The sequence below is a fragment of the Nonomuraea ferruginea genome, assembly GCF_039540635.1.
GTDB classification, from domain to species: domain Bacteria; phylum Actinomycetota; class Actinomycetes; order Streptosporangiales; family Streptosporangiaceae; genus Nonomuraea; species Nonomuraea ferruginea.
In genome coordinates this window covers 167524-185282 of the sequence record NZ_BAABFD010000019.1, presented here as the reverse complement: position 1 = coordinate 185282, position 17759 = coordinate 167524, and the positions used below count along the sequence as shown (strand labels likewise).

Below are 17759 nucleotides of genomic sequence, written 5' to 3'. Positions count from 1 at the left end.
CAGGCCGCTGGTGGCCTTCCGCCCGACCCCGGTACCTGGCACGGCCGGGGCGGTTAACTCACAAGGAGAGAGCAATGCCCAAGCCCACCAAGGGCCGACGTCTTGGCGGCAGCCCGGCGCACGAGCGGCTGATCCTGGCCAACCTGGCCACCGATCTGTTCCGCCACGGCCGGATCCGCACCACGGTCACCAAGGCCAAGCGTCTTCGCCCGCTGGCGGAGCGCCTGATCACCAAGGCGAAGAAGGGCGACATCCACAACCGTCGCCAGGTGCTCACGGTCGTCAAGGACAAGGGCGTCGTCCACCACCTCTTCACGGAGATCGCGACGACGTTCGCCGAGCGTCCCGGCGGTTACACCCGCATCACCAAGATCGGCGCGCGTAAGGGCGACAACGCCCCGATGGCCGTCATCGAGCTGGTGAGCGAGCCGCTGAACACGGTCACGCGCACCGCCGCCCCGGCTGCTCCGGCCGCTCCCGCGGAGGAGCCTGCCGAGGCGAAGGCCGAGGAGAGCGCCGAGGTCTCCGCCGAGGCCAAGGGCGACGAGGCCGCCGAGGGTGCCGCCGAGGCGCCCGAGGCGAAGAAGGACGAGGCCTGAGACATCAGGCTTGACGGGCCCGGACCTCCTCATCGGGGTCCGGGCCCTTTTTCGTCCGCGTGTCTGCATGGAGGTGATCGTGGTACGTCTGCGGCTGGATCTCGGGTACGACGGGAGCGGCTTCTCCGGGTGGGCCCGTCAGCCCGCGCTGCGCACCGTACAGGGAGAGATCGAGCAGGCGCTCGGCCGGATCCTCCGGATCGCGGAGCCGGTGCTGACCGTCGCGGGGCGCACCGACGCGGGCGTGCACGCGCGCGGGCAGGTGGCGCACGTCGACGTGCCCGGCGAGGTGCTGGTGCGGCTTGACGGGAACCGGCCGCACGCGCTGGGGACGGACGAGAGGCTCTCTGTGCTCGTGCGGAGGCTTGGCGGGGTTCTCCCTCCAGATGTCCGTGTTTTTCGTGTCTCGGTGGCTCCTGAGGGCTTCGACGCCCGATTCTCCGCTCTGTCCCGGCGGTACGCGTACCGGGTGAGCGACGCCGCGGGCGGCTGCGACCCGCTGCGGCGGCACGAGGTGCTGTGGCACAACCGGCCGCTCGACCTGGACGCGCTGAACGCCGCCGCCGCCCGGCTGCTCGGCGAGCACGACTTCGCGGCGTTCTGCAAGAAGCGCGAGGGCGCCACCACGATCAGGGAACTGCAGCGGCTGGACTGGGCGCGCGAGCCCGGCGGGGTGCTGGTCGCGACCGTGGTGGCCGACGCGTTCTGCCACTCGATGGTACGGGCCCTCGTCGGCTCGCTCCTTGCCGCGGGCGACGGCCGGCGGCCGGTCGAGTGGCCCGGGCAGGTGCTCGCGGCGGGCGTACGCGACACAGGGGTGCACGTGGCGCCCGCGCACGGGCTCTGCCTGGAGGAGGTGCGCTACCCGGCCGACGCGGAGCTGGCGGACCGGGCCAGCGCCACCAGACGGGTGCGCACCCTGGAAGTCTGATCAGTTGTCGGTGATGCGGCGCTCCAGCACCTTGGCGGTCTCGTCGCGGAACTCGCTGCTCACCTTGACCAGGGTCTTCTCCTTGTCACCCGGGGTGTGGCCGTCGGCGTGGGTGGCGTAGCTGAAGACGATGTAGCGGCCCCACACCAGCCCGGCCGCGTAGCCGCCGGCGATGTGCACCCGGTCGCCACCGGACCCCTCAGGGCCGGCGAGGCCGCGGAACCACAGGTTGCGGCTCAGGTTCTTGGCCTGGTCGACCTCCAGGGCGGCGTCCTTGCTGGGCAGGACGGCGATGCCGGTGGTCACCGCGTACCGGCGCTTGCGGTCGACGTACGTGGCGCGCAGCACGCGACTGCACTGCTGCTCCTTGAGCGCCTCGGCGAACGGACCCGACGCGGCGTCCTCGCAGTCGTCGGCCACGGTCGACTTGACCCTGGTGAAGGCGGCGCCCGCGGCGTCCACCTTCTTGTCCGGGAACGCCTCCTTGAGCGACAGCGTCTTCGGGTCGGTGATCTCCGAGTTGAGCATGGAGGTCCCGGACGGCTCGGCGGAAGGGGTGACGGACGGGGCGGAGGTGGGGCTCGCCGTGGGGGCGCTCGCGGCCGTGTTCGCCGGCGCCGCCGTGTTGGCGGACCGTACGGCGAAGAACCCGCCCGTGGCAACCCCCGCGAGCACCAGCACGCCGAGCGTGGCGAACAGCGCCCGCTTGCTCTTCGGCGGCTCCTGGACCTGGATGGCCGCGAACGGCGGCTGCCTGAACGGGCCACCGGCGTCCACCGGGGCCAGCTCCCCTGGGCGGGGCAGTCGTCCCGGGGGGTCCGCTTGGCTGGGGACCAGTGCGGCGGGGTCTCCGTGGCCGGGCATCCGTCTGCCGGGGTCTCCCTGCTGGGGCACCCGTCCGGCGGGGTCTGCTTGCTGGGGCACCCGTCCGGCGGGATCTGCCGGGTTGGGGGAGCGCCTGGTCAGGGGTGTGACGGGACCGCCGCGTGGTGGGCTCTGGGGTGGGACGAGGCCGCTCTGGGGCGGGCCCTGGGTGTCGTGCGGTCCGCCGCGTGCCGGGCCTTGGGCGGAGCCGGTCGTGTACGGCGCGTTGCCTTGGGTCGGCTGGGGGTTGCCGAAACCTCCCGGAGGTGGGACCGGCACTCCCTGGATCACGCTGCCCGGAGGGTGTGGCCCGGCGTCAGGTGGTGTGACACCTTCGGGTGTGTTCTGAGGGCCGGCTCCGGCTTGTGCCTCGGGGTCACTGCCTGGAGAGGCCGGTGGTTCCTCGCCCTGGAGGAGCCCGTCCTTGACCGGCTCCGCGGTCACCGGGCGCTCTTCGCGCCCTCCGGACGACGGGGTAACCGGGCGTTCCTCGTGCACCTCAGAGGACGCGGTCACTGGGCGTTCCTCACGCTCCGGGGAGGACGCGGGCCGACGGCCCCAGACCTCCGGGGCGAACGGCAGGTCGAGCTGGTCGCGCTCCGGCTCCTCGCGCTGCGGAGCGGGCGGCCACACGGGCACATCACTCGGTTCGGCCCGGCGGCCGGCCTGCTCCCTGGGAGCGCCGGGCGGGCCGCCCGTGCCATGAGCCCCGGCCGCGCCGGCAGGGGCGCCCTCGGCCCGATGGTCACCTGCGGTGTGCGGAGTGTTGATGCCGTGAGAGGCGCTCTCGGCCCGGAGGCCTCCGGCGGTGTGCTGGTTGTCCGCGAGGTGAGGAGTGCCTTCGGCCCGAGGGCCACCTGCGGTGTGCGGAGTGTTGGTGCCGTGCGGAGTGCTCACGGCACGGGAGGCTCCGGTGGTGTGCGGATCGCCGCTGGCAGGGCTCGTGGGGTGGGTGCCGCTCGGGTTCTGGCTGGGGATTCCCGGGGGCCCGCTCTGGCTGGGGGGTCCCGGGGGGTGAGGGTTGCCGGTGATCGGAGGGCCTGCCGTCTCTGGGGCGGGGTTGGTGGTGCCTTGCTGGGCGGCGGGGGAGAGTTTGGGGTCGAACAGGGGTGCCGGCGGACCCTTCGGGCCGGGTGACGGCACAGGCATGCCGGCGCCGAGTCCCGGCCCGCCCTTCCTGGCGAACGGGGGCACCTGGCCCGGGCGGGTGGGGCCCTCGACGTCGTCCGGCTGTTCGCCGTACGTGGGGCGGGTCGGCTCCACGCCGTACGGAGGTCTCGGATCGTCCGTGGAGGACCCGTACGGAGGCTGGCCTTCGCGTGCGGGAGGCGGAGGCGCATCGTGGTCGGCGGGCGTCGGCGCGCTGAGCGGGACGGGGCGCGGAGCCATGGTGTTCGGGTCGAAGTAGTGCGACGGACCTGATGCCACGGGCTCGGGACCCCAGCCATCGGCGAGGTCCGGCGACTCGGATCCGGCCGGTGGAGGCGTGGTCCGGTCTTCCGCGGAGGGTTGGGCGGGCCAGTGTCGCCACATGGGGTCGGAGTGCGTGGGGGGTGGTGTGGCCGGGAAGGCTCTGAGGCCTTCCGACGGGGGCTGGGCGGGCCAGTCTTGCCATGTGGGCTCGGACGACGGCGGGGTCGCTGATGCGGGCTCGGCGGGCCAGGACTCTGATGGCAGCGAGGGCTCGGACGGTCCCTCGGGTCGCGGGGGGTCGCCGTGCTCGCTGCGCTGGGGAGCGTGGGTGTCGTCGTCGGGCTCCAGCTCGCCGGTGGCGGCGGGCCACGGCGGCATGGCGGGGGAGCCGGTGACCGGGGCCGGCCACACCTGCATGCCGGCCGCCGCGGCGGTGAACGCCGGGGGAGGCTCCCAGCGGGGGGCGCCGGGGACGGCGGGCTCACCCCACGAGCTCTTCGGCGGTTGGGGCCAGGGGACGCCCGGCGGGGTGAAGGGCACGCCCGCCGGCTCGTCGTCCTCGGCGTACCAGTCGTAGGCCGCGCCGTCCGCGTCCTGCACCTCCCAGGGCTGCGCGCCGGGGTAGACCGGGACAGGCTGCTCGCCGCTCGCGGGCTCTCGTACGTCCGAAGGACGCGCGGGGCGCGACGCGGCGGGATCGGGCCCGGACTCCTGGACGGAGAGCCAGTCCTCGGCGGGGGCGGCGCCTGCGGGTTGCCAGGCGTCGTCGCGGGGTGGCTCGCCTTCGACCGTGAGCCAGGCTTGTCCCGAGGGGTCGTCCGGGTATGCCGGTGGGCCCCCTTGCTCTTTGGGGGGCTGGCGACCGAAGCTCGGCGGGGGCGTCGGAGGTGCGCTGCCCGCTTCCCTGCGCTCGTGCTCTGACCCGGGTCCCTGGCCACGCATAAGGCGAGCGTAGCGAGTGTCTCTAGATCGTTCCCCCGGTATGAGTGTTCCCGCGCTGATCGATCGTCACTTTTGCGGGATTTTCGCGTACGAAGTGAGAATTCAGGCCGCGCGAGCGCCCGTCAGCGCACGAACGTCGAGGGCCTTGAAGACCGTCGCCTTGGTGATGTCCTCGGCCGCCTGGAAGAGTCGCTTGGATGCCGTCTTGTCGGGATCGGACCCGTCCTTGTTCTGGAACCAGACCAGGACGGCGTAGTGGCCGTGCGTCCACACCTTGGCGCCGCCGCTGCCCGAGCCGAGGAACTTGGTCACCTCGTCCTTGCCCGCGAGGGGTTTGACGTAGTTGGACTTGTCGCCGGCCTTGGCGACCCTGGCGGCGTTCTTGGTCGTGCTGAGGTTGGCGACGCCGACCGTGCCGATGGTCTCGCCCTTCTTGTCACGGAAGCTGGCTCGCATCATCTGTGTGCACTTGCCGGCCTTGAGGGCCTTCTTGAGCTTGTCGCCGAGCACGCCGTCGTCGCACTTCTTGTCCTTGCTGGTGATCGTCATCTCGTAGGCGCGGCCCGAGGCGGTGATCTTCTTGGACTTGAAGAGCTCCTTCACGGTGAGCGGCTCCGGGTCCGTGCTGCGGCTGCCCGCGTAGCCGAACTCGCCCGGGGGCGCCGACGGGAGCGGGGCGGAGGTGCGGCGCTCCGAGCTGGACACGGCGGCGGGGTCGTCGGCGTTGAACATCACCGCCAGGCCGCCGCCGAGCAGGGCCAGCACGCCGACGCCGGCGAGCGAGGCCCAGAGCGGGCCGCGGGAGCGGGGGCCCTCGTCGTAGGGGCTCCAGGTCTGCCGGGGGGTGGCGGTCTTCTCGGCGGATTTGTCGGGCTTATCCGCCTGCTCTGCCTTGTCCGTCTTATCGGGCTTGCCGGACTTGGCCCTGCCACGCCTGCCGCGGCCGGTCTCCTTTGCGGCCGGGTCGTCGCCGGGCGTGTCACCGGGAGGGCCGGACGGCGGCTGCGCGTTCGCGGCGGGCTGCGGGGCGCCGGGCGGGGGCTTCCTGTTGCTCGGCGTGAACGCGTCGGACGCTCCTGGGCCGCCGGGCGCTCCTGGGCCGCCGGCGGCGAAGGGGTCGGACGGGTTCTGCGGGTCGGTGGAGAAGGGGTCCGCCGCCGCTTGCGGGCCGGTGCGCGGGCCCTGAGGGAAGGCGCCGGGCCCCTGCGGGCCGGTGGCGCGCGGGTCGGGCGCGCCCAGCGGGCCGGTCGGCGGCCCGGAGAAGGAGCCTGCCGCGCCCAGCGGCCCGGTGGGCGGGCCGGAGAAGGAGCCCGCCGCGCCCAATGGGCCCGTGGCCGGGCCGGAGGCGAACGGGTCGGACGAGCCCGGCCGGCCTGGCGCGCCCTGCTGGCGAGGGGTGAATGCGTCGCCGGCCTGGGAGAACGGCCCCGATGGCGGTTGCCCGTCGGCACTCGGCTGGGCGGGTGTGAAGAAGCCGGAGTCGGTCTGGGGCTGGCGGTCTCTACGAGAACGACGCGGGGTGCCGTCCGTGCCGGTTTGCGGTTCCTCGGGAAAACCCATGCGGAGACATTACCGTGAAGGTGGTCACGAACGTCCGAAATCCTGCGTCCACCACGGCCCGCCGGGGCCGGACACGACGCCGACGCCGATGGCGTTGAAGTCGCAGTTGAGCATGTTGCGCCGGTGGTCGCGGCTGGCGAGCCAGCCCTGGACGGCCTCCTTGGCGGAGGCGTAGCCGCGGCCGATGTTCTCGGCGGTGCCGTTGACGTACCCGACCCGTTCCATCCGGTCCCAGGGTGAGGCGCCGTCGGGTGATTCGTGGGTGAACTGCCCGGAGCGGGCCATTTCCATGGAGTGGGTGCGGGCCGCCCGGGTGAGCCTGGCGTCGGTCCTGAGCGGGCGGCAGCCGTTCCTCGCCCTGGCGGCGTTGGTGAGCCGGACGACGTCGGCGGCCATGCCCGGCATGCTCCTGATCGACTGGCCGTCGTCGTCGCCGAGCACCGAGACCGGGTCCTGGTCGGTGAAGCCGGCTATCTCGCCGGTGGGGCTCTTGGTGGGCCGGACGTCCGTCTTGCCGCGCGGCGTCGTGGTGACAACCTGCCGGGGGATCCGCTCGGCGTGCGGCTGGGCCTTCTGCGGCGTGGTCTTGGGGGCGGCCTGGGCCGTCGTGGGCGGCGTGGTCTCGTTCAGGAAGATGTGGTCGTCGGGCATCGAGTCGCCGGACACCCGGCCGAGCAGCACTCCCGTGAGCAGGGCCGTCGCGAGCAGGCCCACGGCACCCAGGTGGTTTCGGCGCCGGATGGGCCGCTGGGTGTGCCGGGTGTGAGAACTCTGCCACATACCGCCACCAACGATAGAGATGTCGGGTCCTGGTAAAGAAGGGAATGCCGGGAACCGAAATCTATTCGTTCTGTGGTCAGGTAGAATCGCGACAGGTTATCGGTCTTTTGACTGCCCTCTCGGGGGCGGGTAACCTCTCGTTCGTTGTGTGCATAGGTCCGCGAGACCGATGCGCGGCGCGTCCGGCGTCATCTCCTATCACAGCCCTCTCGGGGCCGGGAGACGGAAGGTCCGGGCCGTCGTGTGCCCGCACCGACCGACCCCATAGCGCTGCCGTGTCCGGCGGCGCGCCGAAGACGCGAGCATAAAGAAGGCTACGACCGTGCGCACGTACTCACCGAAGCCCGCCGACGTCCAGCGTCAGTGGTACGTCATCGACGCGACCGATGTCGTCCTGGGCAGGCTGGCCAGCCACGTCGCGATCCTGCTCCGCGGCAAGCACAAGCCGATCTTCGCGAACCACGTCGACACCGGTGACTTCGTCATCGTCATCAACGCCGACAAGATCGCGCTGAGTGGCAACAAGCTTGAGCAGAAGAAGGCCTACCGCCACTCGGGTTACCCGGGCGGTCTGCGTTCCGTCAGCTACGGCGAGCTCATGGAGAAGCGGCCCGACAAGGCCGTCGAGAAGGCCGTCAAGGGCATGCTGCCGAAGAACTCCCTGGGCCGGAAGATGATCAAGAAGCTGAAGGTCTACGCGGGTCCCGAGCACCCGCACCAGGCCCAGCAGCCGGTGCCGTTCGAGATCACCCAGATCGCCCAGTAGACCTGCGGGGGGATGTCCCTCCGCATGCCCCTCAAGGGGCAGTGAACCGAGTTTGATTTTCGTGGGGAAACCCCACGCCTTGCCCCCGATGGGGCAAGCGAAAGATTCAGAGGAGAACCGTGGCTGAGCCCACCGGTGTCGAGACGGCTGTCGAGGCCGAGCAGGAGGACTTCTCCACCGAGGAGTTCCCGTCCGAGTACACCACCGAATCCGCCGCCAGCGCCGACGCTCCCGTGCGCAAGCCCGTCACCACGGGCAACTCGTACGGCACCGGCCGCCGCAAGGAGGCGATCGCCCGCGTGCGCATCGTCCCCGGCACCGGCAAGTGGACGATCAACGGTCGTTCGCTGGACACCTACTTCCCCAACAAGGTCCACCAGCAGATCGTCAACGAGCCCTTCGTGGTGCTCGGCGCCGAAGAGGCGTTCGACGTCATCGCGCGCATCGACGGCGGTGGCGTGACCGGCCAGGCCGGCGCGCTGCGCATGGGCCTGTCCCGCGCGCTCGCGCTCCTGGACGTGGAAGTCAACCGCCCGCCGCTGAAGAAGGCCGGCTTCCTCACCCGTGACGCCCGCGCCACGGAGCGGAAGAAGTACGGCCTCAAGAAGGCCCGTAAGGCTCCGCAGTACAGCAAGCGCTGACTTGGCGCGGCTGTTCGGCACCGACGGGGTGCGTGGGGTCGCCGGGCGCGACCTCACGGCCGAGCTCGCCATGGACCTTTCGGTCGCGGCGGCTCATGTCCTCGGCGATGCAGGCGTGTTCGCCACCGGCTCCAGCCGCAGGAGGCCGGTGGCGGTCGTAGGCCGGGACCCGCGAGCCTCGGGGGAGTTCCTCGAGGCCGCCGTGGTCGCCGGCCTCGCGTCGTCCGGAGTGGACGTGCTGCGCCTCGGCGTGCTGCCCACCCCGGCCGTCGCCCATCTCACGGCCGCGCTCGGCGCCGACCTCGGCGTCATGCTGTCGGCCTCGCACAACGCGGCGCCCGACAACGGGATCAAGTTCCTGGCCAGGGGCGGCTTCAAGCTCTCCGACGCGGTCGAGGACGAGATCGAGCGGCGGCTCGGCGAGGAGTGGAGCTTCCCCGTCGGCTCGTCCGTGGGGCGGGTGCGCGACGCGTACGGCGAGGCCGACCGTTACATCAGCCACGCGCTCGACACCGTCAGCGCCCGGCTCGACGGGCTCCACGTCGTGGTCGACTGCGCCCACGGCGCGGCCCACATGGTGGCGCCCGAGGCGCTGCTGCGCGCCGGCGCGCGGGTGGAGGCCATCGGCGCCCGGCCCGACGGCCTCAACATCAACGACGGCTACGGCTCCACCCATCTCGACAAGCTGACGCAGGTCGTGGTCTCGCGCGGCGCCGACGTCGGCATCGCCTACGACGGCGACGCCGACCGCTGCCTGGCGGTCGACCACACCGGCGCGGTCGTCGACGGCGACCAGATCATGGCCATCCTGGCCGTGGACATGCACGAGCAGGGCTCGCTGGCCAAGGACACCGTGGTCGCGACCGTCATGTCCAACCTGGGCTTCAAGCTGGCCATGCGCGAGGCGGGCATCACCGTGATCGAGACCGCGGTGGGCGACCGTTACGTGCTGGAGCGGATGAAGGCCGAAGGCTACAACCTGGGCGGCGAGCAGTCGGGCCACGTCATCATGCTCGACCACGCCACCACGGGCGACGGCCTGCTCACCTCGCTCCACCTGCTGTCGGTGGTGGCCAGGTCCGGCCGGTCGCTGCGCGAGCTGGCGTCGGTGATGACCGCGCTGCCGCAGATCCTGATCAACGTCAAGGGCGTCGACCGGGGCAAGGCCGCCGCGCCGGAGCTCAAGTCGGCCGTGACCGAGGCCGAGGTCGAGCTGGGCGAGACGGGCCGGGTGCTGATCCGGCCCAGCGGGACCGAGCCGATGATCCGCGTCATGGTGGAGGCCTCCTCGGAGGAGGAAGCCTCCAAGGTCGCGGAGCGCCTCGCCGACGTGGTCCGCACCGTCTGCGCCTGAACGCGCCTCCGGGTACGGGATCGCCGTGCCCGGAGGTCAGGCGTGAGACCTGAGCTGGTCGTCGAGAGTCCAGATGCCTGCCTCGACCCCGCTCACCCGTCTCTGATAAAGCTCGCGCTCGGCGAGGATGCATAGATCACCCAACCCGAGCTTGCTCATGACGTGATCGGTCAGCGGGACTCCGGTTCCTGCCCCGTCGATGAGCGCTCGCAGGAACTCCGGCCCCCACTCCACGGAGTGAAGCACCCACGGCGCCTTGCCCTCGATGACCAGCCGCAGGAGCTGGGAGAGCTTGTCGGCATACTGGCGGCGCAGTCGGCCGTCGGCCAGTTGGGCGATGTGATTACCGGTCTCGATCACCGCTGTCACGGGGAGGATCAGCCTGCAGCGGCTGCGTTTGTCCGCAAGCTGGCCGGAGACCATCTCGCGGTCCTGGTTCTTCCCGGGGATGTCGAGAAGGTTGCAGAGGACTGAGGTGTCGACGAACTCGACCCGGCGGCTCATGGTCACCCAAGCCCCATCAGGCGGTCGAACTCGGTGTGGTCGTCGTTCTCAGGAGGACTCTGCTCCAGCAGCCCCGAGGTGATGACGGCTCCGAGGTCGCCTTGTGCCATCAGGCTCGGGTAACCAGCAAGATCCGGCAGCTTGGTGAGCCGGGAAAGACCTGTCTCGCGATCCCGGGTGCTGACCACCACGTTCCGATGATCCTCTCGCGAAAGGGCCGACAGCAGCGCGGGGCTGTGTGTGGTGAACACCGTTTGGGCGGTGCGTTCCTCAGTAGCGCTCTTCACCAGCTTGAGGAGCTGCGAGGCCTGCGACGGATGCAGGCCGTTCTCCAGTTCCTCGATGACCAGCAAGGGGATCGCCGCTCCGTCCGTGGGCTCACGCCGGTTGAGGTCGAGGTCTCTGCCCTGGCGGAGCAGCGTCGTGGCGATGGCGATGAACCGCAGCAGACCGTCGCTCATCTCGCGGGCCGGCGTCGTGGCACCGTCTTCTCGCAGCGCGAGCATCAGGTCATCGAGCTCGGAGCGGATGAGCTCGATGCCGGATATCTCGTGGTCGACGAGAGCTTGGGCGTGCCGCAGCAGCCGCTCGTAGGCCGCGGGGTCGACGTGCTTGAGGTGCCCGACGACCGCGGAGATGTTCTCCGCGGTCCTGCGCAGGCGGATGTCCCGGCTGGGAACGTACTGGCGCATCAGATGCGGGACCGGGTCCAGATGGAAGACGCCGCGCAGAGTGTCCAGGACATCCTGCGCCGCTGCGGCCACATGACGCTCCGCATCAGTCGTCAGGTCCAGTCTGAGAGGCAGTTGCGCGGTCAGCAGCCGGGACGAGCGGAAGGTGGCCTTCGGGTCGCGGCCCGGCCGCCCGTTGTAGTAGCGCGCTTCGATGCTTCCGCTTCCTTCGGAAGAGCTCACGCCATGCAGCAGCGTATGGAACGCACGCCCGGCCAGATCGTTGGTCCGCCGGAGCTTGCCGGAGAATCCTCGAAGCGATTCGCTGATGATCTCGGGCTCGGGGCGCACGCGGATCTCGACATCGAAAATGATCCCGACGTACGCGCCGTGTTCGACGCGATCAAAGTTGATCACCTGACAACCCAGCCGGAACGTGTCCTCTCCATGGGGAGGGCAGCCCGTGATGCCCCCCCGCAACGGGCCTTCGTCCCCCCGCCTGCTGTCGAGGGAGTCGACGATGTCGCCACCCTCTGCGAGCCGCGAGAGCACCTCCAGCCCGTCGAGAGCGTTGGATTTTCCGCTGCTGTTCCGGCCGATGAGCAACGTCATGTCACCCAGCGGGAGGCGAGCGTCGCGAAAGGTCTTGAAGCTCGTCAGACTCAGCTGGGCCAGGCGTGCGGGCATGGCACAACGTTACACGCGGGTCGATCAATCGCCTGGTCGCTATTCGTCGCCCGTCAGGGAGAAGACCCGCAGGCGGCGGCCGGCCCAGAAGACGGCGGCGACGGTGACGACGACCAGGGCGGGGACGGCGAAGGCCAGGGTGACCTCCGCCTCGAAGAACGGCGAGGTGACGACCTGGTCGGCGACCGTCTGGCCCCACTGCTGGATGGAGAAGCGCTTGGCCCCCGGCACCAGGCTGCCGACCAGCGACTCCCAGACGAGGGCGTAGATGATGCCGATCGTGACCGCGTGGCGGGTGACGACGCCGAGCAGCAGGAAGACGGCCGCGTAGGCGATGCCCGCGACGAGGGTGCCGAGGGCGAAGCCGGCGGCGATGCCGTCTTCGTTGCCCACGAGGATCCAGGCCGCAAGGTAGGTGGGCACGGCCGCGAACACGGCCACCAGTGAGGCCGCCACCGCGAACTTGGTCCACGCGACGAGCGGCCGGGAGATCGGCTTGGACATCAGGTGGATGATGGTGCCGTCGTCGATCTCGGGGGCGATCACTCCTGTGCCGGCGATGAGGCCGAGCAACGGCAGGAGGGTGCCGATGGCGAAGTTCTGCATCAGCAGCACGGCCGTGCGCTGGTCGCCGCCGCCGAAGAAGCTGAACATGAGGGCCAGGGCGATCAGCGCCAGGGGCAGCAGGAGCAGCAGGACGACCCTGCGCCTGCCCAGCAGCGCCCGGTAGGTGATGCCTGCCACGACGGTGTTCATGTCAGCTGCTCCTGTTGATCAGGTAGGAGAAGACGCTCTCCAGGTCCTCGTCGGCGGGTGACACCTCGTGCAGGCGCACGCCCTGGTCGCGGGCCACGCGGGGGAGCAGCCTGGCGAACCGGCGGAACTCGGTGGCCTGCACCTCCAGGCCGTCGAGGCTGAGCGTGACGCCCCCGGCGGAGTCGTCGCGGATGAGGGCGGCGGCGAGCTTGCGGTCGTCGCTGGAGCGGATCCTGAACAGGTGGGGCCGGTCGGTCATGAGCCGGCGGATGTCGCGGAAGTTGCCCGAGGCGGCGTGGCGGCCCGAGACCAGCACCTCGATGTGCTGGGCGACCCGCTCGACCTCCTCCAGGATGTGGGAGCTGAACAGGATGGTCTTGCCTGCGGTGCCCATCGACCGGATGAGGTCCATCAGGTGGAGCCGCTGGCGTGGGTCCATGCCGTTGAAGGGCTCGTCGAGCAGCAGCACGCCGGGGTCGTGGACGAGCGCGGCGGCGACCTTGACCCGCTGGCGCATGCCCTTGGAGTAGGTCTCGACCCGGCGGTCCTTCGGCTCCTCCATCTCGACCGTGGCCAGGGCCTTGCGGGCGGCCTCCTCCGGGTTGGGCAGGCCGTGGAGTCTGGCCGCCGACAGCACGAACTGCCAGCCGGTCAGGAAGCCGTAGACGCCCTCGCGCTCGGGCACCAGGCCGATGTCGCGGTAGACGTGGTGGTTCTTCCAGACGGCGGCGCCGTCGAGGGTGACGGTGCCGCCGGAGGGGGACAGGAACCCGGCCATCATGTGGAGGAGCGTCGACTTGCCGGCTCCGTTGGGCCCGAGCAGGCCGGTGACGCCGGGCCCGATCGTCATGGTGACGTCGTTGACCGCGACGACGTTGCCGTACCAGCGGGAGACCTGGGAGAGCTCGATCTTCACTGCGAGGCCGCCTTCCGGTAGCGCGCAGACAGGACCGCCACGGCGGCGGCGATGAGGGCCAGCACGATCAGGATCGGCGCCGGGCCCCCGGGGTAGGCGCCGTCGGGGACGTGGGCCGTGCTGCCGAACAGCCACACCTGCGCGGCGTCGACCAGCCAGAACGGGTTGATCAGCCAGCCCCAGGCGCCTTCCGACCGGTAACCGGACTCGTAGAGCGCGGCGTAGATCATCGGCGCCGCGCCGGTGGTCAGCAGGTAGACGGTGATCACCGAGGCGACGCCGAGCCCGCGCCGGGGCGTCAGCGCGGCCAGCGCCAGCCCCACGGTGGACAGCAGCACGGCCAGCACCGCGGCCATGGTCACCGCGCCGAGGTATTCGCCGGTGGGCGGCGGGCCGGGCATGTCGACGAGCAGGTCGCCGACGAACATCACCGTCAGCGGGACGGCCACCAGCAGGAACAGCGCCACGGTCATGGCCGCGACCTTGGCTCCGACGTACTCGGTGATGGTGACCGGGCGGGAGAGGTAGAGCGGCAGGACGCGGTGGCGCAGGTCGGGGGCGACCACGGTGGGCGCCTGGGAGGCCAGGAAGATGGCCACCACGGCCTGCATGACCACGGCGTAGCCGCTGTAGTCGCCGACCCGCTGCTGGATCATCGCCATCGTCGCGATCGACACCACGACGGGGAACATCATGATGGCGGCCAGCGAGAACGGCATGATCTTGGATCGGGCGGGCCTGCCGAGGCCGAAGACGCCGCGCAGGCTGTGGACGCCCAGCGCCAGCACGGTGTGGCGGCGGCCCAGCCGGGGGCCGTCGTAGTGGCGGTAGCCGATGTCGTAGATCTCAGACATGGGCGGCCTCCCCCCTGAAGACGTCCTCGATGCGGTTGCGGCCCTGCTCCAGGCGGATGAGGCACAGGTCGAGGTCGGCGGTGGCGTCGCGGACGGCGTCGTAGGTCTCGGGGCCGCGCACCTTGACGAGGAGCATGCGGCCGTGCGGGGTGACGGTCTGGCCCAGCTCGGCCAGCCGCCCGGCCAGCGCGTCGGCGCCCTCCTCGACCTCGACCGTGATGGTCTCGGTGGCCTGGGTGAACTCGGTGATGGCGGACGAACGCAGCAGCCGGCCGGCGTCGATCACGATGACGTGGTCGCAGACCCGCTCCAGCTCGCCGAGCAGGTGGGAGGTGACGAGCACGCTGATGCCGAACTCGGTGCCGATGCGCCGGATCAGGGTCAGCATCTCGTCGCGGCCCCGGGGGTCGAGCCCGTTGGTCGGCTCGTCGAGGAAGATCAGCTTGGGGTCGTGGACGATCGCCTGGGCGAGCTTGACCCGCTGCTTCATGCCGGTGGAGTAGCCGCCGATCGGGCGGTAGCGCTCTTCGGCGAGGCCGACGTGGCGCAGCACGTCGGCGGCGCGCTCGCGGGCGGCGGTGCGCGGCAGCCCCGACATCCGCGCGAGGTGGACGACCAGCTCGGTCGCGGACACGTCGGGCGGCAGGCACTCGTGCTCCGGCATGTAGCCGACCAGCCTGCGGATCTCGGCGCTCTGGGTGAAGGCGTCGAGGCCGAGCACGGCGGCCCGGCCCTCGGACACCGGCAGCAGGCCGAGCAGGATCTTGATGAGCGTCGATTTGCCCGCGCCGTTCGCCCCGACGAGGCCGGTGACGCCGGGACCGACGGTGACCGTGAGCCGGTCGAGCGCCGTGACGGTGGGGAAGCGTTTGGTCAGCCCCTCGATGGCGAGGATGTGCATGCCCCGGACCCTACCGGCCGGGGATGCCGCGAATCGTCGTCCCAAGGGATGAATGGGTGTCATCCCTGAGTCCGGCATCGGGGCCCCGGCCAGGGTCCTCCTCAGGGATCAGGTCCTGCGCAGCACCACCCGCCGGACGGAGTGGTCGCGGCCCTTGTGCATGACCAGGTCGGCGCGGCCGCGGGTGGGGGCGATGTTGTCGATCAGGTTGCGTTCGTTGATGTCGCGCCAGACGTTGACGGCGAACTTCGTCGCCTCGTCGTACGGCATGTCCGCGATGTACTTGAAGTAGGACTTGGGGTCTTCGAAGGCGGTGCGGCGGAGCTTGTGGAAGCGGTCGACGTACCACGTGCGGACGTGTTCCACCTTGGCGTCGACGTAGATGGAGAAGTCGAAGTAGTCGTTGACGGCGAGGGAGGTGGGCGGGGCGGGCTGGAGGACGTTGAGCCCTTCCATGATGAGGATGTCTGGATTTTTCACGACCTGGGAGGCGCCGGGGACGATGTCGTACTCCAGATGGCTGTAGACCGGCGCGTGCACCTCCGCCGCCCCCGCCTTCACCTCCGCCACGAACCGCACCAGCGCCCGCCGGTCGTAACTCTCGGGGAAGCCCTTGCGATGCATGATGCCCTTGGACTCCAGCACCGCGTTCGGATAGAGGAAGCTGTCCGTCGTCACCAACTCCACGTGCGGATGCTCCGGCCACCTCGCCAGCAGCGTGTGGAGCAGCCGCGCCGTCGTCGACTTGCCGACCGCGACGCTGCCCGCGATGCCCAGGACGTACGGCACGCGCCGCTCGTGATGCCCGAGGAAGGCACTCAGCACGCTGCTGCGCTGCTTGGATCCGGTGAAATGGAGGTTGAGCAGCCGGGTCAGCGGCAGATAGATGTCGGTCACTTCGGTGAGGTCGATGGGGTCGTCAACGCCGCGCAGCTCTTCCAGCTCGTCCGCGGTGAGAGTCAAGGGCGTGTTCTTGCGGAGGTCGCTCCACTGCTCCCTGCTCAGTTCAACGTAACCGTTGTTCACCTTGGCAGCGTAACGACGCGGTCCAGCTTGCCCATCAGCCGGGGTATCCACAGGCTGTGGATGAAAACGGGGGATTACCGATAACCAGTTCGGGGAAGGATGCAGGATTCGCCGGAATGGTGGGGATACCTGGGGTTATCGTGCGGGTAGTCGTCGCCGTCTCGGAGGTCGTGTGGACCGTCGCAGCTTCCTGGCCAGGGCGGCCGTGCTGGCGGCCGGGCCGTTCGCGGGGGTCGCGTGCGCGGGCGCGCGCGGCGGCGCCGTGCCCGTCACGGGCGACGGGCCGCGCGGAGGGTACGGGCGGCTGAGGCCGGTGCGCGACCTGGCCGACGGCGAGGTCCGGCTGCACCTGCCCGAGGGCTTCCGCTACCGCTCGTTCGGCGCGGCCGGTGAGCGGTTACCCGGCGGCGGCGTGGTGCCGGGCAGCCACGACGGCATGGCCGCGTTCCGCGGCCCGGACGACACCGCGATCCTCGTCCGCAACCACGAGGTCGGCGGCCCCGTCAGCGCGTTCGGCGACCCTGACCTCGCCTACGACAGGATGGCCGGCGGCGGCACCTTCACCCTGCGGGTCACCCGCGAAGGCGAGGTGCTCAGGAGCCGCCCGTCACTCAGCGGCACACTGCGGAACTGCTCCGGCGGCCCCATGCCGTGGGGCGCCTGGATCAGCTGCGAGGAGACCGTGGACGGCCCCGACGTGGCCGGCGCCGGCAACGACCGGCTGACCAGGAAGCACGGCTACGTCTTCGAGGTCCCCCTGAAGGGCGCCGCCAGCGGCCGGCCGATCAGGGCCGCGGGACGGTTCGCGCACGAGTCCGCCGCCTTCGACCCCGCCACCGGCACGCTCTATCTCACCGAGGACAACTACCACCATCCCTCGGGTTTCTACCGGTACGTCGCGCCGGAGCACCCGATGCGGGCCGGGAGGCTGCTCGACGGCGGCAAACTGCAGATGCTCGCGGTCAAGGGCGAGCCGCGCGCCGACCTGTCCGTGGGACACCGCACCGGCGGCACGTTCGCCACCACCTGGGTGGACATCGAGGAGCCCGACCCCGCACTGCCCGCCGGGACGTCCAGGGCCCAGGCCGGGAAGGCCGTCGGCGGGCAGGGCAGGGCCGCGGGCGCGGCGGTCTTCGCCAGGCTCGAAGGCGCCGTCCACCACCGGGGCACCATCTACTTCGTCTCCACCCAGGGCGGCGACGCGGCCCCGGACGACGACCCGCCTGACGGCTTCGGCGACGGGCGCGGCCAGGTCTGGGCGTACGAGACGTGGAGCGGCACGCTCAGGCTCGTCTACCAGTCGCCCCGAGCCGCCGCCCTCGACCTGCCCGACAACGTGACGGTCAGCGACCGCGGCACGCTCGTGCTCTGCGAGGACGGCGACGGCGACAACTACCTGCGCGGGCTCACCAGGAACGGGGAGATCTTCGACTTCTGCCGCCTGGAGCCCATCCCGGGCGATCCCGGCGCCGAGTTCGCCGGCACCACGTTCGGGCCAGGCGGGCACACCCTGTACGTGAACGTCCAGGCGGAGCGGGGCCGCACGATCGCCATCTGGGGTCCCTGGGCACGAGGCGCCTTCTGACGTCCCCGT

At 70.9% G+C, this 17759-nt stretch carries 17 protein-coding genes; 7 read left to right on the top strand and 10 right to left on the bottom strand.

Going from position 1 to position 17759, the window contains the following annotated elements; genetic code table 11:
* Positions 1-74 precede the first annotated feature (74 nt).
* Positions 75-599 (top strand): 50S ribosomal protein L17, encoded by a 525-nt coding sequence (rplQ, locus tag ABD999_RS32380; RefSeq protein ID WP_148036799.1) that lies wholly within the window; start codon positions 75-77, stop codon positions 597-599.
* A 67-nt stretch (positions 600-666) separates the two neighbouring features.
* On the top strand, positions 667-1530 hold the full coding sequence (gene truA, locus ABD999_RS32375; RefSeq protein WP_271274681.1) for a tRNA pseudouridine(38-40) synthase TruA: 864 nt from the start codon (positions 667-669) through the stop codon (positions 1528-1530).
* Here truA and ABD999_RS32370 read toward each other — a convergent pair whose 3' ends face one another.
* Positions 1531-2307: a hypothetical protein gene (locus tag ABD999_RS32370; protein ID WP_271274682.1), complete on the bottom strand. Its 777-nt coding sequence runs from the start codon at positions 2305-2307 to the stop codon at positions 1531-1533.
* 1828 nt (positions 2308-4135) lie between these two features.
* Here ABD999_RS32370 and ABD999_RS32365 point away from each other — a divergent pair.
* The gene (locus ABD999_RS32365) at positions 4136-4384 is read left to right on the top strand and encodes a hypothetical protein (protein ID WP_148036801.1); all 249 of its coding nucleotides are present in this window, start codon (positions 4136-4138) and stop codon (positions 4382-4384) included.
* A 467-nt stretch (positions 4385-4851) separates the two neighbouring features.
* On the opposite strand, the gene ABD999_RS32360 is transcribed toward ABD999_RS32365, so the two are convergent.
* Entirely contained in the window at positions 4852-6309 is a 1458-nt protein-coding gene (locus ABD999_RS32360) for a hypothetical protein (RefSeq protein WP_271274683.1), read from the bottom strand.
* Positions 6310-6333: 24 nt separating this feature from the next.
* Positions 6334-7023 carry a CAP domain-containing protein gene (locus ABD999_RS32355; RefSeq protein WP_148036803.1) on the bottom strand — a complete coding sequence of 230 codons (690 nt, stop codon included), beginning with the start codon at positions 7021-7023 and terminating at the stop codon, positions 6334-6336.
* 388 nt (positions 7024-7411) lie between these two features.
* Here ABD999_RS32355 and rplM point away from each other — a divergent pair, with 388 nt between their 5' ends.
* From rplM to glmM, 3 genes are all read left to right on the top strand, one after another.
* Positions 7412-7855, top strand: a complete 444-nt coding sequence (gene rplM / locus ABD999_RS32350; RefSeq protein ID WP_148036804.1) for a 50S ribosomal protein L13 — start codon at positions 7412-7414, stop codon at positions 7853-7855.
* A gap of 119 nt (positions 7856-7974) precedes the next feature.
* Positions 7975-8496 carry a 30S ribosomal protein S9 gene (gene rpsI / locus ABD999_RS32345; protein WP_148036805.1) on the top strand — a complete coding sequence of 174 codons (522 nt, stop codon included), beginning with the start codon at positions 7975-7977 and terminating at the stop codon, positions 8494-8496.
* 1 nt (position 8497) lies between these two features.
* Positions 8498-9850: a phosphoglucosamine mutase gene (gene glmM, locus ABD999_RS32340; RefSeq protein ID WP_148036806.1), complete on the top strand. Its 1353-nt coding sequence runs from the start codon at positions 8498-8500 to the stop codon at positions 9848-9850.
* Between the two features lie 36 nt (positions 9851-9886).
* On the opposite strand, the gene ABD999_RS32335 is transcribed toward glmM, so the two are convergent.
* The 7 genes from ABD999_RS32335 to coaA all read right to left on the bottom strand — a co-directional run bounded on the left by ABD999_RS32335 (position 9887) and on the right by coaA (position 16165).
* Entirely contained in the window at positions 9887-10354 is a 468-nt protein-coding gene (locus tag ABD999_RS32335) for a hypothetical protein (RefSeq protein ID WP_219545107.1), read from the bottom strand.
* 2 nt (positions 10355-10356) lie between these two features.
* On the bottom strand, positions 10357-11712 hold the full coding sequence (locus ABD999_RS32330; protein ID WP_271274684.1) for an AAA family ATPase: 1356 nt from the start codon (positions 11710-11712) through the stop codon (positions 10357-10359).
* Between the two features lie 39 nt (positions 11713-11751).
* A complete protein-coding gene (locus ABD999_RS32325) occupies positions 11752-12468 on the bottom strand; it encodes an ABC transporter permease (protein ID WP_148036808.1) in 717 nt (238 codons plus the stop codon).
* A 1-nt stretch (position 12469) separates the two neighbouring features.
* Complete coding sequence (locus ABD999_RS32320) at positions 12470-13384, bottom strand: ABC transporter ATP-binding protein (RefSeq protein WP_148036809.1); 915 nt, start codon at positions 13382-13384, stop codon at positions 12470-12472.
* Positions 13381-14238: an ABC transporter permease gene (locus ABD999_RS32315; protein ID WP_271274685.1), complete on the bottom strand. Its 858-nt coding sequence runs from the start codon at positions 14236-14238 to the stop codon at positions 13381-13383. Before ABD999_RS32315 ends, ABD999_RS32320 begins: the two co-directional genes overlap by 4 nt.
* Positions 14231-15139, bottom strand: a complete 909-nt coding sequence (locus ABD999_RS32310; RefSeq protein WP_148036811.1) for an ABC transporter ATP-binding protein — start codon at positions 15137-15139, stop codon at positions 14231-14233. The genes ABD999_RS32315 and ABD999_RS32310 overlap by 8 nt, the downstream gene beginning before the upstream one ends.
* A 108-nt stretch (positions 15140-15247) precedes the next feature.
* Complete coding sequence (coaA, locus tag ABD999_RS32305) at positions 15248-16165, bottom strand: type I pantothenate kinase (RefSeq protein WP_148036812.1); 918 nt, start codon at positions 16163-16165, stop codon at positions 15248-15250.
* Between the two features lie 172 nt (positions 16166-16337).
* On the opposite strand from coaA, the gene ABD999_RS32300 reads away from it, so the two are divergent.
* Positions 16338-17750 carry an alkaline phosphatase PhoX gene (locus ABD999_RS32300; protein ID WP_271274686.1) on the top strand — a complete coding sequence of 471 codons (1413 nt, stop codon included), beginning with the start codon at positions 16338-16340 and terminating at the stop codon, positions 17748-17750.
* Positions 17751-17759: the final 9 nt, after the last annotated feature.